24 protein-coding genes are annotated in these 12,137 nt (G+C 56.9%); all 24 read left to right on the forward strand.

Annotated elements, in window-relative coordinates; all coding sequences use genetic code 11:
- Window positions 1-20: 20 nt before the first annotated feature.
- The 24 genes from rpsJ to rpsM all read left to right on the forward strand — a co-directional run bounded on the left by rpsJ (window position 21) and on the right by rpsM (window position 12,130).
- The gene (gene rpsJ, locus NYP16_RS03660; RefSeq protein ID WP_274942750.1) at window positions 21-332 is read left to right on the forward strand and encodes a 30S ribosomal protein S10; all 312 of its coding nucleotides are present in this window, start codon (window positions 21-23) and stop codon (window positions 330-332) included.
- 5 nt (window positions 333-337) lie between these two features.
- Window positions 338-1,087, forward strand: a complete 750-nt coding sequence (gene rplC / locus NYP16_RS03665; protein ID WP_346742438.1) for a 50S ribosomal protein L3 — start codon at window positions 338-340, stop codon at window positions 1,085-1,087.
- Window positions 1,088-1,100: 13 nt separating this feature from the next.
- Window positions 1,101-1,721, forward strand: coding sequence for a 50S ribosomal protein L4 (gene rplD, locus NYP16_RS03670; protein WP_274942751.1), 621 nt, complete (start codon window positions 1,101-1,103; stop codon window positions 1,719-1,721).
- Window positions 1,718-2,011 (forward strand): 50S ribosomal protein L23, encoded by a 294-nt coding sequence (locus NYP16_RS03675; RefSeq protein ID WP_274942752.1) that lies wholly within the window; start codon window positions 1,718-1,720, stop codon window positions 2,009-2,011. Before rplD ends, NYP16_RS03675 begins: the two co-directional genes overlap by 4 nt.
- 4 nt (window positions 2,012-2,015) lie before the next feature.
- Window positions 2,016-2,855, forward strand: coding sequence for a 50S ribosomal protein L2 (gene rplB / locus NYP16_RS03680; RefSeq protein ID WP_274942753.1), 840 nt, complete (start codon window positions 2,016-2,018; stop codon window positions 2,853-2,855).
- Window positions 2,856-2,858: 3 nt separating this feature from the next.
- On the forward strand, window positions 2,859-3,134 hold the full coding sequence (rpsS, locus tag NYP16_RS03685; protein ID WP_274942754.1) for a 30S ribosomal protein S19: 276 nt from the start codon (window positions 2,859-2,861) through the stop codon (window positions 3,132-3,134).
- 2 nt (window positions 3,135-3,136) lie between these two features.
- On the forward strand, window positions 3,137-3,517 hold the full coding sequence (gene rplV, locus NYP16_RS03690) for a 50S ribosomal protein L22 (RefSeq protein ID WP_346742439.1): 381 nt from the start codon (window positions 3,137-3,139) through the stop codon (window positions 3,515-3,517).
- Window positions 3,517-4,212: a 30S ribosomal protein S3 gene (gene rpsC, locus NYP16_RS03695; protein WP_274942755.1), complete on the forward strand. Its 696-nt coding sequence runs from the start codon at window positions 3,517-3,519 to the stop codon at window positions 4,210-4,212. The genes rplV and rpsC overlap by 1 nt, the downstream gene beginning before the upstream one ends.
- Window positions 4,213-4,245: 33 nt before the next feature.
- Window positions 4,246-4,665 (forward strand): 50S ribosomal protein L16, encoded by a 420-nt coding sequence (gene rplP / locus NYP16_RS03700; RefSeq protein ID WP_274942756.1) that lies wholly within the window; start codon window positions 4,246-4,248, stop codon window positions 4,663-4,665.
- Between the two features lie 24 nt (window positions 4,666-4,689).
- Window positions 4,690-4,896, forward strand: a complete 207-nt coding sequence (rpmC, locus tag NYP16_RS03705; RefSeq protein WP_274942757.1) for a 50S ribosomal protein L29 — start codon at window positions 4,690-4,692, stop codon at window positions 4,894-4,896.
- 25 nt (window positions 4,897-4,921) lie between these two features.
- A complete protein-coding gene (gene rpsQ, locus NYP16_RS03710; protein ID WP_274942758.1) occupies window positions 4,922-5,173 on the forward strand; it encodes a 30S ribosomal protein S17 in 252 nt (83 codons plus the stop codon).
- A 75-nt stretch (window positions 5,174-5,248) separates the two neighbouring features.
- Window positions 5,249-5,617: a 50S ribosomal protein L14 gene (rplN, locus tag NYP16_RS03715; protein WP_274942759.1), complete on the forward strand. Its 369-nt coding sequence runs from the start codon at window positions 5,249-5,251 to the stop codon at window positions 5,615-5,617.
- The gene (gene rplX / locus NYP16_RS03720; RefSeq protein WP_274942760.1) at window positions 5,617-5,943 is read left to right on the forward strand and encodes a 50S ribosomal protein L24; all 327 of its coding nucleotides are present in this window, start codon (window positions 5,617-5,619) and stop codon (window positions 5,941-5,943) included. Before rplN ends, rplX begins: the two co-directional genes overlap by 1 nt.
- Complete coding sequence (gene rplE / locus NYP16_RS03725) at window positions 5,936-6,487, forward strand: 50S ribosomal protein L5 (RefSeq protein WP_274942761.1); 552 nt, start codon at window positions 5,936-5,938, stop codon at window positions 6,485-6,487. Before rplX ends, rplE begins: the two co-directional genes overlap by 8 nt.
- A 58-nt stretch (window positions 6,488-6,545) precedes the next feature.
- Window positions 6,546-6,851 carry a 30S ribosomal protein S14 gene (gene rpsN / locus NYP16_RS03730; RefSeq protein ID WP_274942762.1) on the forward strand — a complete coding sequence of 102 codons (306 nt, stop codon included), beginning with the start codon at window positions 6,546-6,548 and terminating at the stop codon, window positions 6,849-6,851.
- 16 nt (window positions 6,852-6,867) lie between these two features.
- Complete coding sequence (rpsH, locus tag NYP16_RS03735) at window positions 6,868-7,263, forward strand: 30S ribosomal protein S8 (RefSeq protein ID WP_274942763.1); 396 nt, start codon at window positions 6,868-6,870, stop codon at window positions 7,261-7,263.
- Between the two features lie 10 nt (window positions 7,264-7,273).
- Window positions 7,274-7,807: a 50S ribosomal protein L6 gene (rplF, locus tag NYP16_RS03740; protein ID WP_274942764.1), complete on the forward strand. Its 534-nt coding sequence runs from the start codon at window positions 7,274-7,276 to the stop codon at window positions 7,805-7,807.
- Between the two features lie 12 nt (window positions 7,808-7,819).
- Window positions 7,820-8,176, forward strand: coding sequence for a 50S ribosomal protein L18 (gene rplR / locus NYP16_RS03745; RefSeq protein ID WP_274942765.1), 357 nt, complete (start codon window positions 7,820-7,822; stop codon window positions 8,174-8,176).
- 45 nt (window positions 8,177-8,221) lie between these two features.
- Window positions 8,222-8,773 carry a 30S ribosomal protein S5 gene (rpsE, locus tag NYP16_RS03750; RefSeq protein ID WP_274942766.1) on the forward strand — a complete coding sequence of 184 codons (552 nt, stop codon included), beginning with the start codon at window positions 8,222-8,224 and terminating at the stop codon, window positions 8,771-8,773.
- Window positions 8,774-8,775: 2 nt separating this feature from the next.
- Complete coding sequence (rpmD, locus tag NYP16_RS03755) at window positions 8,776-8,961, forward strand: 50S ribosomal protein L30 (RefSeq protein ID WP_274942767.1); 186 nt, start codon at window positions 8,776-8,778, stop codon at window positions 8,959-8,961.
- 40 nt (window positions 8,962-9,001) lie between these two features.
- Window positions 9,002-9,481 (forward strand): 50S ribosomal protein L15, encoded by a 480-nt coding sequence (rplO, locus tag NYP16_RS03760; RefSeq protein ID WP_274942768.1) that lies wholly within the window; start codon window positions 9,002-9,004, stop codon window positions 9,479-9,481.
- Window positions 9,482-9,506: 25 nt separating this feature from the next.
- The gene (secY, locus tag NYP16_RS03765; RefSeq protein ID WP_274942769.1) at window positions 9,507-10,856 is read left to right on the forward strand and encodes a preprotein translocase subunit SecY; all 1,350 of its coding nucleotides are present in this window, start codon (window positions 9,507-9,509) and stop codon (window positions 10,854-10,856) included.
- Window positions 10,853-11,518, forward strand: coding sequence for an adenylate kinase (locus NYP16_RS03770; protein ID WP_274942770.1), 666 nt, complete (start codon window positions 10,853-10,855; stop codon window positions 11,516-11,518). Before secY ends, NYP16_RS03770 begins: the two co-directional genes overlap by 4 nt.
- Window positions 11,519-11,761: 243 nt before the next feature.
- Window positions 11,762-12,130: a 30S ribosomal protein S13 gene (gene rpsM, locus NYP16_RS03775; RefSeq protein WP_274942771.1), complete on the forward strand. Its 369-nt coding sequence runs from the start codon at window positions 11,762-11,764 to the stop codon at window positions 12,128-12,130.
- Window positions 12,131-12,137 lie beyond the last annotated feature (7 nt).

Below are 12,137 nucleotides of genomic sequence, written 5' to 3' on the forward strand. Positions count from 1 at the left end.
CCTGCTTGAGGTAAATATCGATGGACCAAAACATTCGAATTCGCTTGAAGGCGTTCGATCATCGGATCCTGGATCAGGCGACTGGTGAAATCGCTTCGACCGCGAAACGAACCGGCGCCCAGGTGCGTGGCCCAATTCCCCTGCCGACCCGGATCGAGAAGTTCACGGTGCTCCGCTCTCCGCACATCGACAAGAAGTCGCGCGAGCAGTTTGAAATCCGTACGCATAAGCGGCTTCTGGACATTATTGACCCGACCCCGCAGACGGTGGACGCGCTGATGAAGCTCGATCTTGCCGCCGGCGTGGACGTGGAAATCAAGCTTCAGGGATAAGAGCCATGCGCACCGGCATAATTGCAAAAAAGGTGGGTATGACCCGCATTTTCAACGAGAACGGCGACCATGTGCCGGTGACTGTTCTCCAGGTTGATGCGTGTCAGGTTGTCGCCCAGCGGACCAACGACCGCGACGGTTACGTAGCTGTTCAGCTCGGAGCCGGCATGGTTAAGGCCAAAAAAGTGACCAAGCCTATGCGTGGTCACTTCGCCAAGGCGGAAGTCGAACCCAAAGCCAAACTGGTTGAATTCCGCGTGTCGGAAGACTGCCTTCTCGACGTCGGCGCCGAACTTTCGGTCGACCATTATGTTCCCGGCCAGCTCGTGGACATTCAGGGCGTGACCATCGGTAAAGGTTTTGCCGGTGTTATGAAGCGCTGGAACTTCGCTGGTCTGCGGGCTACCCATGGTGTTTCGGTCTCGCATCGTAGCCATGGTTCGACCGGTCAGCGTCAGGATCCGGGTAAGGTGTTCAAGGGTAAGAAGATGGCTGGCCATCTTGGGACCGAGACTGTCACCACCCAGAATTTGAAGATCGTCCGCACCATGCCGGACGAGGGCTTGATCCTCGTACGCGGTTCGGTTCCGGGCCATGATGGCGGTTGGGTTCTCGTGACGGATGCTGTGAAGGTTAACCTTCCGGCTGAAGCCCCGATGCCTGCTGGCCTGAAACTACGTGATGTGGCTTCGGCTGCACCTGCGACGGAAGCTCCGGTTGCTGATGCACCCGTTGCTGACGACGCAGCGAATTGAGGACTGAGGAGCCATGAAAGCGGACGTGTTGACACTCGACGCGACGAAGGCTGGAACGATCGACCTTGATGAAGGTCTGTTCGGTCTGCCGGAGCGCGCGGATATTTTGAACCGCGTTGTGGTTTGGCAACTTGCCAAGCGCCGTGCCGGCACTCAGTCGGTCAAGCAGCGTACCCAGGTTTCGGGCACGACAAAGAAATTCGGCAAGCAGAAAGGCGGCGGCAGCGCTCGTCACGGCAGCCGGAAAGCGGGTATCTTCGTAGGTGGTGGTAAGGTGCACGGCGCTCAGCCGCGCTCTTACGAACATGACCTGCCGAAGAAGATCCGTGCGCTCGGTCTGAAGACCGCGTTGTCGGTGAAGGCCCTGGGCGGTAAGCTCGTGGTCATCGAAGACCTCGTTCTGAGCGCCGGCAAGACCAAAGAGCTTGTGGACAAGTTCGCCAAGCTCAACATCACTTCTGCGCTGTTCATTGACGGTGCGCAGGTGGACGGCAACTTCAAGCTCGCCGCGAGCAACATCCCGCTCGTTGACGTGCTGCCGGTTCAGGGTGCGAATGTCTACGACATCCTGCGCCGTGATGTTCTGGTTCTGACCAAGGCTGCTGTTGCCGGACTTGAGGAGAGACTGAAATGACGAAATTTTCGCATTACGATGTCATTCTCGGCCCGGTAATCACTGAAAAGTCGACGCTTGTTTCCGAACACAACCAGGTTGTGTTCAAGGTTGCAACGACGGCGACCAAGCCGGCCATCAAAAAGGCCGTGGAAGCGATCTTCAACGTTAAAGTGAAGGCCGTGAACACGATCGTATGTCAGGGCAAGGTCAAGCGCTTCCGTGGCATCCTTGGCAAGCGTGCCGATTACAAGAAAGCGGTGGTAAGCCTTGCTGAAGGTCAGTCCATCGATGTGACGACGGGGATCTAAGGCCATGGCGCTTAAGATTTACAAACCTACAACGCCTGGCCAGCGCGGTCTTGTGCAGGTGGACCGTTCTGGTCTCCACAAGGGCAAGCCGGTTAAGGCTCTGACCGAAGGTCTGTCAAAGTCCGGTGGTCGTAACAACCGCGGTCGCGTGACTGCTCGCTGGATTGGCGGCGGACATAAGCGCACCTATCGCATCATCGACTTCAAGCGTCGTAAATGGGATATGGAAGCGACTGTTGAACGTCTGGAATACGATCCGAACCGTTCGGCCTTCATCGCTCTCATCACCTATACCGATGGTGAACAGGCTTATATCATCGCTCCGCAGCGTCTTGCTGCCGGGGACGTGATCATCGCCAGCGAAAAAGCTGACGTGAAGCCGGGCAATGCCATGCCGCTCTCGAACATGCCGGTCGGTACGATCGTGCATAACGTCGAGTTGAAGGTCGGCAAGGGCGGTCAGATCGCGCGTTCGGCTGGGGCTTATGCCCAGATCGTCGGCCGCGATGAAGGCTATGTTGTGCTGCGTCTGTCTTCGGGCGAACAGCGGAAGGTTCTCGGCACCTGCATGGGTACCGTGGGCGCCGTTTCGAACCCCGATCACCAGAACATTGTCCATGCCAAGGCTGGGCGTGCACGCTGGCTCGGTATTCGTCCTTCGGTTCGCGGCGTTGCCATGAACCCGGTCGACCATCCGCATGGCGGTGGTGAAGGCCGGACTTCGGGCGGTCGCCATCCGGTTACCCCTTGGGGTAAGCCGACCAAGGGCAAGCGGACCCGCAGCAATAAGGCGACCACGAAGTTTATCGTGCGTTCGCGTCATGAACGAAAGAGGAAGGGTTAAGCCGTGGCTCGTTCGGTTTGGAAAGGTCCTTTCGTTGACGCCTATCTTCTGAAGAAGGCTGACGCGGCGCAGGGTGCTAAAAAGGGTGCGATCAAGACTTGGTCGCGCCGGTCGACGATCCTTCCGCAGTTCGTGGGCCTTAATTTCGAGGTTCACAACGGCCATAAGTTCGTCCCCGTGTATGTGAATGAAGAGATGGTCGGGCACAAGTTGGGCGAGTTTGCGCCGACCCGCACCTTCTACGGTCACGCGGCGGACAAGAAGGCGAAGAGGAAATAATCGTGGGTAAGAAGGCAGCACCGCGCTCTGTCGCGTCCAACGAAGCGTTGGCCGTTGGCAAAATGATCCGGGTCAGCCCGCAAAAGCTGAATCTCCTGGCTGGTCTTATCCGCGGCAAGAAAGTGGATCGCGCTATCGCCGATCTGGTTTTCTCGCGTAAGGCCCATGCGGAAGACGTAAAGAAGGTTCTGCAGTCGGCAATCGCCAACGCAGAAAACAATCACCAGCTTGACGTCGACCAGCTTGTGGTCGCCGAAGCGAGCGTCGGCAAATCGCTTGTTATGAAGCGTTTCAGCCCGCGTGCTCGTGGACGTGTCGGCAAGATTATGAAGCCGTTCAGCCGCATCCGCATCATCGTTCGGCAGATCGAGGAGAACGCATAATGGGTCAGAAAGTTAACCCGATCGGTCTGCGTGTCGGTGTCAACCGCACTTGGGACAGTCGCTGGTTCGCTGAGGGCGACGAGTATAGCTCGCTGCTGCACGAAGACATGAAAATGCGCGCGCATGTTCGCAAGAGCCTGCCGCAGGCTGGCATCAGCCGCGTTGTCATCGAACGCCCGGCCAAGAAGGCCCGTGTGACCATCTACTCGGCTCGTCCGGGTGTGATCATCGGCAAAAAGGGCTCGGACATTGAGAAGCTCCGTAAGGACCTCTCAAAGATGACCGGCGCCGGTGACGTCAGTCTTAATATCGTCGAAGTCCGCAAGCCGGAAATCGACGCGACCCTGATCGCTGAAAACGTAGCGCAGCAGCTCGAACGTCGTGTGGCTTTCCGCCGTGCGATGAAGCGGGTGATGCAGAGCGCCATGCGTCTTGGCGCCGAAGGGATCCGAATCAACGCGTCGGGCCGTCTTGGCGGAGCCGAAATCGCGCGGATGGAATGGTATCGCGAAGGCCGTGTGCCGCTGCATACGCTCCGTGCCGACATCGACTATGGTACTGCGGTTGCACAAACCGCCTATGGCGTGATCGGTATTAAGGTGTGGGTATTCAAGGGAGAAATCCTGGCCCACGATCCTCAGGCCCAGGATAAGCGGGCTCAGGAGCAGCAGAAGGCAGGCGGTTCCCGTCAGTAATCTGGCGGTGACGAAGGAAGAAGGCACAAGACCATGCTTCAGCCGAAGAAGACGAAATTCAGAAAGGCCTTCAAGGGCCGCATCCATGGGGACGCCAAAGGCGGCGCAACCGTGGCATTCGGTTCCTATGGCCTTAAGGCTGTCGAGCCTGCTCGCGTTACCGCGCGTCAGATCGAAGCCGCACGCCGTGCCATCACGCGTCATATGAAGCGTGCTGGTAAAATGTGGATCCGCATCTTCCCAGATGTGCCGGTTTCGTCGAAGCCTGCCGAGGTTCGCATGGGTAAAGGTAAGGGTGCTCCAGAGTTCTGGATGGCCCGCGTAAAGCCCGGTCGCATCATCTTTGAAGTAGATGGGGTTGACAACGAGACCATGCGTGGTGCATTTGAACGCGCAGCGGCGAAGTTGCCGATGAAAGTTAAGGTCGTCGCCCGACTCGGCGAACAGATCTGAGCCGGTGGTTGAAGGAATAGAGCCATGAAAATCGCAGAACTTCGGGCAAAGACCGAAGATCAGCTTAAGGGACAGATTGTTGAGCTCAAAAAAGAGCGTTTCAATCTTCGTTTCCAGAAGGCAACCGGCCAGCTTGAGAGCACGGCGCGTGTGCGTGAAATCCGTCGCACGATCGCCCAGATTAACACGCTCCTGACTGAGCGTGCGGTCGTCGCCCAGGGCAAGGCCTGAGCGCAGGTAGGATAAGGAGGCGACGATGCCGAAGCGTATATTGCAGGGTGTGGTGGTCAGCGATGCGAACGACAAGACCGTAGTGGTCCGGATCGAACGCCGCTTCACCCACCCGCTGGTTAAAAAAGTGGTGCGGCGTTCCAAGAAGTACCATGCCCATGACGAGCAGAACCTCTGCAAGTCGGGTGATGTGGTTCGCATCGAGGAATGCCGTCCGATGTCCAAGCTCAAAACGTGGCGCGTTCTCGAAAACGTCACCAAGGGCGCTGGAGCCTAATAAAGCTGACGGAATGATGCTTGCATCGTTCTTAGTCTGAGCCTCGTTTTTGTTATTTAGAGTGGGAACAAGCCCATGATCCAGATGCAAACCAACCTGGACGTCGCCGATAACTCGGGCGCCCGTCGGGTGCAGTGCATTAAGGTCCTCGGGGGCTCCAAGCGGAAAACTGCGACGGTGGGTGACATCATCGTAGTTAGCGTGAAGGAAGCCATTCCGCGCGGCCGAGTGAAAAAAGGTGACGTGCATCGCGCCGTCATCGTGCGGACGGCCTTTGTCGTTCGTCGCGTCGATGGTACCGCGATCCGATTCGATCGCAATGCTGCCGTGCTTGTGAACAAGCAGGGCGAGCCGATCGGCACCCGTATCTTCGGTCCGGTTGTCCGCGAGCTTCGCGCACGCAACCATATGAAGATTATTTCGCTGGCGCCGGAGGTGCTCTGATGGCTCAGGCTAAATTAAAGATTAAGAAGGGCGACAAAGTCGTCGTTCTTGCCGGTAAGGACAAAGGCAAGCAGGGCGAAATCCTGGCCGTCCACCGGGATACGAACCGCGCGGTTGTGAGCGGCGTGAATGTGGTGAAACGCCACACGCGTCCTGGCCCGCAGGGGCAGGGTGGCATTCTTGAGAAAGAAGCCGCTTTGCACATCTCGAACATTGCCATCGTTGACCCGAAGACCGGTAAAGCGACGCGCATTGGGTATAAATTTTTGGAAGACGGCCGTAAGGTCCGATTCGCGAAAGGTTCCGGGGAGGTGATCGATGTCTGATTATCGTCCGCGCCTTCAGGAAATCTATCAGAACGAAATTCGTAACGCTCTGAAAGAGAAATTCGCTTATACAAACGAATTTCAGATCCCGAAGCTTGAAAAGATCGTGCTGAACATGGGTGTGGGCGAAGCAGCCCAGGACTCGAAGAAGATCAAATCCGCAGCTGAAGAGCTCGGCCTGATCGCTGGTCAGCGCGTCGTTATCACCAAGTCCAAGAAGTCGATTGCCGGCTTCAAGATCCGTGATGGAATGCCGATCGGTTGCAAGGTTACTCTGCGCCGCGAACGCATGTATGAGTTCCTTGACCGTCTGATCAACATTGCCCTTCCTCGCGTCCGCGATTTCCGTGGCGTGAATGGCAAGTCGTTCGATGGTCGCGGCAACTATGCGCTCGGCCTGAAAGAACAGATCGTGTTCCCGGAAATCAACTACGATAAAGTTGATAAAGTCCGGGGCATGGACATCATCATCTGCACGTCAGCTCAGACGGATGAGGAAGCCAAGGCACTGCTCGCCAGCTTCCGCATGCCGTTCGTAAATTGATACGGCAGGTATATTCCGAACACTTTGGTCGGCGTGACGCAGACAAGGAGCGAGAGTGATGGCGAAGAAGAGCTCCATCCTCAAGAACAAGAAGCGGGAAGCTTTGGTAAAAAAGACGGCTAACCGCCGTGCGAAGCTTTTGGCGGTCGCCAACGACAAGACTTTGTCGATGGAGGATCAGTTTCAGGCTCGCCTGAAACTTGCCGAATTGCCGCGCAACGGTAACCCGACGCGGGTTCGCAACAGATGCGAACTGACTGGTCGTCCGCGGGCCGTTTACCGCAAGTTCAAGCTGTGCCGTAACGCGCTGCGCGAGCTCGCTTCCATTGGCGCTCTCCCGGGCGTCACAAAGTCCAGCTGGTAATAAGGAGAGCGGCACCATGTCGATGACCGATCCGCTCGGCGATATGCTGACCCGTATCCGTAACGGACAGCGGGCTAACAAATCCACCGTGGATGCGCCGGTTTCAAACCTGCGTCAGCGCGTGCTTGAAGTGTTGAAGCGCGAAGGCTACATCCGCGGTTTTGAACGTGCTGAAACGGAAAACCATCCGGTTTTGCGTATTGAGCTGAAATACTATGAAGGGCAGCCGGTGATCCGCACGATTACGCGTATCTCCAAACCTGGCCGCCGCGTTTACTCGTCGGTCAAGGACCTGCCGCGGATCCGCAACGGTCTTGGCATCTCGATCGTGTCGACGCCGAAGGGTGTGCTGTCAGATGCTGAGGCTCGCGACGCCAATGTTGGCGGCGAGATCCTCTGCACCATATTCTAGGATCAGAACAATGTCGCGGATTGGCAAGAAACCCGTACCCGTCCCGCAGGGCGTCACCGTCGCGCTGAATGATAACAATCTCAGCGTGAAGGGCCCGAAGGGCGAACTGCATCTGGCGCTCGTTGATGAAGTTGTGATCTCGTATGAGAACAACGAACTCAGCGTTCAGCCCAAGGGTGACAGCAAGCGCGCACGCTCCATGTGGGGCATGCAGCGTACGCTCGTCAACAACGTCGTGACCGGTGTCACCACCGGCTTCACGGAAAACCTTGAGATCACCGGCGTCGGTTACCGTGCTGCAATGAAGGGCAAAGACCTTCAGCTCAGCCTCGGTTTCAGCCATGAAGTGGTGTTCCAGGTTCCGGAAGGGATCACGGTTGTTGTTCCCGAGCCGACCAAAATCACGATCACCGGCATCGACAAGCAAAAGGTCGGCCAGGTGGCTGCAAAGGTCCGCGAATACCGTAAGCCAGAGCCTTACAAGGGCAAGGGTATCCGGTATGCGGGTGAATTCATCTTCCGCAAGGAAGGCAAGAAGAAGTAAAGGTGGCCAGCCATGTCAACCGCTGACAAACTCTTCGCGCGCCGCCGGCGCCGTGTACGTACGAAACTGTCGCAGACTGCTGGCGATCGTCTCCGTCTTTCGATCCATCGTTCCAACCTGCATATCTATGCCCAGGTTATCGATGATGTGAAAGGTGTGACTTTGGCTGCGGCTTCGACGCTGGATGAGACGCTGAAGGGCACGAGCGGCGGCAATATTGCCGCAGCGAGCGCTGTTGGCAAATTGATTGCCGAGCGGGCTAAAGCCGCGGGTATTTCAAACGTCGTGTTTGATCGCGGCGGCTTCATCTACCATGGCCGCGTCAAGGCCCTGGCCGAAGCCGCGCGTGAAGGCGGCCTTGCCTTCTAAGGCGGCCTTTTAACGGATCGAGTTGAGGGAAAGGAACCCGGCGTCATGGCACGGCCAGACAAATTTGAACGGGAAGAATCGGAATTCATCGAGAAACTGGTGCACATCAATCGTGTCGCCAAGGTGGTGAAGGGTGGCCGTCGCTTCGGCTTTGCCGCTCTGATGATTGTGGGCGATGGGAAAGGCCGCGTCGGCTTTGGTCATGGCAAGGCACGTGAAGTGCCGGAAGCCATCCGCAAGGCAACGGAAGCGGCTAAAAAGTCGATGGTCCGTATCCCTCTGCGCGAAGGCCGCACGCTGCATCACGATCTCGAAGGCCGCCATGGTGCTGGTCGCGTGGTCATGCGCTATGCGCCGGAAGGCACCGGGATTATCGCCGGTGGTCCGATGCGCGCAGTGTTTGAAGGCCTCGGTGTTCATGACGTGGTTGCGAAATCACTCGGATCTTCGAACGCCTACAACATGATCCGCGCTACCTTTGATGCGCTTCAGAAGCAGCTTGCCCCGCGTCAGGTCGCGGCTCGCCGCAGCCTGAAGGTCGCTGATCTGATTGCTCGCCGTGGCGAAGCCCCGCGTGATGCTGAAAGCGGAGAATAATCATGGCCGCCAAGAAAACCCTTAAAGTGACGCAGATCGGTAGCCCGATCCGTCGCGAGAAGAGCCAGGAAGCGACCCTGATCGGTCTTGGCCTCAACAAGATTAACCGCACGCGCGAGCTTGAAGACACGCCGTCGGTCCGTGGCATGATTGCCAAGGTTCAGCATATGGTACGGGTGGAGGAGTAATCCTCCCCACCGATCTATTCCAACGTTGGGAACAGACGTCATGAAACTCAATGATCTTGCCGAACATCCTCAGGCGCGGAAGCTCCGCACCCGCGTTGGTCGTGGTATCGGTTCTGGCCTGGGTAAGACCTCGGGTCGTGGTCAAAAAGGTCAGGGCTCGCGCTCTGGCGTCGCGATCAAGGGCTTTGAAGGTGGTCAGATGTCGCTTCTGCGCCGTCTGCCGAAGCGCGGTTTCAACAATATCCATGCCTTGGATTATGTTGAACTGAACCTCGGCCGTCTGCAGGACGCGATCGACACCAAGCAGCTCGACGCCAAGGACATCACGGGTGAAAAGCTTGTGGCCGCTGGCGTATTGCGTCGCCTGAGAGACGGTGTGCGTTTGCTCGCCAAGGGTTCGATCACGTCGGCGGTGACCATCACCGTTGCCGGCGCTTCGAAGTCTGCCATCGCCGCTGTTGAAAAGGCTGGTGGTAAAGTTGAAGTTGCAGCTCCTAAGGCTGCACCTGTCGAAGCGTAAGTTTTCATAAGGCGCGGGTGATTATATGGCCTCGGCCGCAGAACAACTGGCAGCGAATCTCAATTTCGGGGCGATCGCTAAGGCGACCGAGCTGAAAAAGCGTATCTGGTTCACGCTTGGGGCCCTGATTGTCTATCGTCTCGGAACTTATATTCCGTTGCCGGGGATCGATCCGGTTGTTCTCAATCAGATCTTCTCGCAGAACTCCCAGGGTATCCTTGGGATGTTCAATATGTTCTCGGGCGGTGCCCTTCAGCGCATGACCATCTTTGCGCTGAACATCATGCCCTATATTTCGGCGTCGATCATCGTTCAGCTGATGACGTCGATTTCGCCGAGCTTCGCCGCTTTGAAAAAAGAAGGCGAAGCCGGGCGGAAAAAGCTCAATCAATACACCCGCTACGGCACCGTTCTTCTGACCGCACTTCAGGCTTATGGCCTGGCGGTCGGGCTTGAACATATGTCGGCGGGGGGTATGAGCGCGGCCATCGACCCCGGGTTCTTCTTCCGGGCGACGACGGTGATCACGCTCATCGGCGGTACCATGTTCCTCATGTGGCTCGGTGAACAGATCACCAGCCGCGGTGTGGGCAACGGGATTTCGCTGATCATTTTCGCCGGTATCATTGCCGAACTGCCACGGGCCCTTGCTGGAACCTTCCAGCTGTCGGTCGCCCAGAACTGGAATGTGTTCGCGATCCCGGCATTGCTGCTGTTCGTAGCCGGTGTCATCTATGTCATCGTCTATATGGAGCGCGCCCAGCGCCGGATCCTGATCCAGTATCCGAAACGCCAGGTGGGGATGAAAATCACCCAGGGTGAAAGCTCGCATCTGCCTCTCAAACTCAATACCGCTGGTGTGATTCCGCCAATTTTCGCCTCGTCCCTGCTGCTGATGCCGATGACCTTGGCCAGTTTCTCAGCGCAGGGCGGCGGGCCTGAATGGCTCACCACCATGACGTCGATGCTTGGCCACGGCCAGCCGCTCTATATTGTGTTCTATGTCCTGGGTATTGTATTCTTCTCGTTCTTTTACACGGCTGTTGTCTTCAATCCTGAGGATACGGCGGATAACCTGAAGAAATATGGTGGTTTCATTCCCGGCATTCGCCCAGGCAAGAACACCGCCGAATATCTTGACTTTGTGTTGACCCGCTTGACAGTTCTCGGTGCGATTTATCTGTCCGTTCTCTGTCTGTTGCCGGAAATCCTGATCTCTGAATTTGCTGTGCCGTTCTATTTTGGTGGTACTTCGCTGTTGATTGTCGTCAACGTGACCATGGACACTGTGGGCCAAATCCACAGCCATCTGATGGCGCATCAGTACGAAGGTTTGATCAAGAAGGCGAAGCTCAAAGGGGGCCGTGGTAAGTGAACATCATTCTTCTTGGGCCGCCCGGTGCGGGTAAGGGGACCCAGGCTCAGCGTTTGCAAGAGCGTCGTGGTTTGGTGCAGCTTTCGACCGGTGACATGCTCCGCGCTGCTGTGAAGGCAGGGACGGAGACTGGGACGGCCGCCAAGGGTTTTATGGATGCTGGCCAGTTGGTGCCGGACGCGGTTGTGATCGGCATCATTGCTGATCGGATCGATGCTCCGGACTGCAAAAACGGATTCATTCTCGATGGCTTCCCGCGCACCACGGCTCAGGCCGAAGCGCTAGACGGGATGCTGGCCGAGAAAAAGCTTAAACTCGATGGCGTTATCGAAATGGTTGTCGATGATGCCGCCCTGGTCGAACGGGTTACAGGACGTTATGCCTGCGCGAAATGCGGTGCTGGCTATCACGATCTGTTCCAGAAGCCCAAGGTTCCGGGTGTTTGTGATATCTGCGGCGGGACTGAATTTACCCGCCGTGCCGATGACAACCGGGAAACCGTGGTGTCGCGGCTTGAGTCTTACCACCGCCAGACGGCACCGCTGCTGCCCTATTATCGGGACAGGGGCACTCTGTTTGAGGTGGACGGTATGGCGGCCATTGACGACGTAACAACCCAGATCGAGACGATCCTGGACGGTTTCGACGGCAACCGCGCGTGATGAGGTGAGGGTCGGCCTGTTATTAGGTTGACTGACGAAGGCTTCTCCATATAATCGCGCAACCGAACGGCGGAGCCGGGTTGCAGGTTTCTGGCATTTCTGCTATCTGGGCGGAGCATTTTGAATAGTTTGATTCTCGGCCAGGCCAAACTGGCATGGCCGGGAGGATCGGGTTTTCCCATCAAGACTGTGACTTAGGTCTTTGTGGGAGGTTTTATCGGATTTCTGATTGGAGAACAGGTCGTGGCGCGTATAGCAGGCGTTAACATTCCGACCCAGAAGCAGGTTGAGATCGCTCTCACCTATATTCATGGGATTGGGCGGACCTTTGCGAAGCAAATTTGCGAAAAGGCGGGGATTCAGCCGAATCGCCGGGTCCACGATCTTGGCGATGCCGAGGTTCTCAAAATCCGCGAGCTGATCGACAGCGACTATATGGTCGAGGGTGATCTGCGTCGTGAAGTGTCGATGAACATCAAGCGCTTGATGGATCTGGCCAGCTATCGCGGTCTGCGTCATCGTAAGGGTTTGCCAGTTCATGGCCAACGGACGCATACCAATGCCCGCACCCGCAAGGGTAAGGCAAAGCCGATCGCCGGCAAGAAGAAGTAAGGGATAA

The organism is Govania unica (genome assembly GCF_027920805.1).
GTDB lineage: Bacteria > Pseudomonadota > Alphaproteobacteria > Sphingomonadales > Govanellaceae > Govanella > Govanella unica.

Excerpts from the sequence above, each read along its gene's own strand:
- rpsJ (WP_274942750.1), top strand. The coding sequence starts at position 21 with ATGGACCAAAACATTCGAATTCGCTTGAAGGCGTTCGATCATCGGATC.
- rplC (WP_346742438.1), top strand. The coding sequence starts at position 338 with ATGCGCACCGGCATAATTGCAAAAAAGGTGGGTATGACCCGCATTTTC.
- rplD (WP_274942751.1), top strand. The coding sequence starts at position 1,101 with ATGAAAGCGGACGTGTTGACACTCGACGCGACGAAGGCTGGAACGATC.
- NYP16_RS03675 (WP_274942752.1), top strand. The coding sequence starts at position 1,718 with ATGACGAAATTTTCGCATTACGATGTCATTCTCGGCCCGGTAATCACT.
- rplB (WP_274942753.1), top strand. The coding sequence starts at position 2,016 with ATGGCGCTTAAGATTTACAAACCTACAACGCCTGGCCAGCGCGGTCTT.
- rpsC (WP_274942755.1), top strand. The coding sequence starts at position 3,517 with ATGGGTCAGAAAGTTAACCCGATCGGTCTGCGTGTCGGTGTCAACCGC.
- rplP (WP_274942756.1), top strand. The coding sequence starts at position 4,246 with ATGCTTCAGCCGAAGAAGACGAAATTCAGAAAGGCCTTCAAGGGCCGC.
- rpmC (WP_274942757.1), top strand. The coding sequence starts at position 4,690 with ATGAAAATCGCAGAACTTCGGGCAAAGACCGAAGATCAGCTTAAGGGA.
- rpsQ (WP_274942758.1), top strand. The coding sequence starts at position 4,922 with ATGCCGAAGCGTATATTGCAGGGTGTGGTGGTCAGCGATGCGAACGAC.
- rplN (WP_274942759.1), top strand. The coding sequence starts at position 5,249 with ATGATCCAGATGCAAACCAACCTGGACGTCGCCGATAACTCGGGCGCC.
- rplX (WP_274942760.1), top strand. The coding sequence starts at position 5,617 with ATGGCTCAGGCTAAATTAAAGATTAAGAAGGGCGACAAAGTCGTCGTT.
- rplE (WP_274942761.1), top strand. The coding sequence starts at position 5,936 with ATGTCTGATTATCGTCCGCGCCTTCAGGAAATCTATCAGAACGAAATT.
- rpsN (WP_274942762.1), top strand. The coding sequence starts at position 6,546 with ATGGCGAAGAAGAGCTCCATCCTCAAGAACAAGAAGCGGGAAGCTTTG.
- rpsH (WP_274942763.1), top strand. The coding sequence starts at position 6,868 with ATGTCGATGACCGATCCGCTCGGCGATATGCTGACCCGTATCCGTAAC.
- rplF (WP_274942764.1), top strand. The coding sequence starts at position 7,274 with ATGTCGCGGATTGGCAAGAAACCCGTACCCGTCCCGCAGGGCGTCACC.
- rplR (WP_274942765.1), top strand. The coding sequence starts at position 7,820 with ATGTCAACCGCTGACAAACTCTTCGCGCGCCGCCGGCGCCGTGTACGT.
- rpsE (WP_274942766.1), top strand. The coding sequence starts at position 8,222 with ATGGCACGGCCAGACAAATTTGAACGGGAAGAATCGGAATTCATCGAG.
- rpmD (WP_274942767.1), top strand. The coding sequence starts at position 8,776 with ATGGCCGCCAAGAAAACCCTTAAAGTGACGCAGATCGGTAGCCCGATC.
- rplO (WP_274942768.1), top strand. The coding sequence starts at position 9,002 with ATGAAACTCAATGATCTTGCCGAACATCCTCAGGCGCGGAAGCTCCGC.
- secY (WP_274942769.1), top strand. The coding sequence starts at position 9,507 with ATGGCCTCGGCCGCAGAACAACTGGCAGCGAATCTCAATTTCGGGGCG.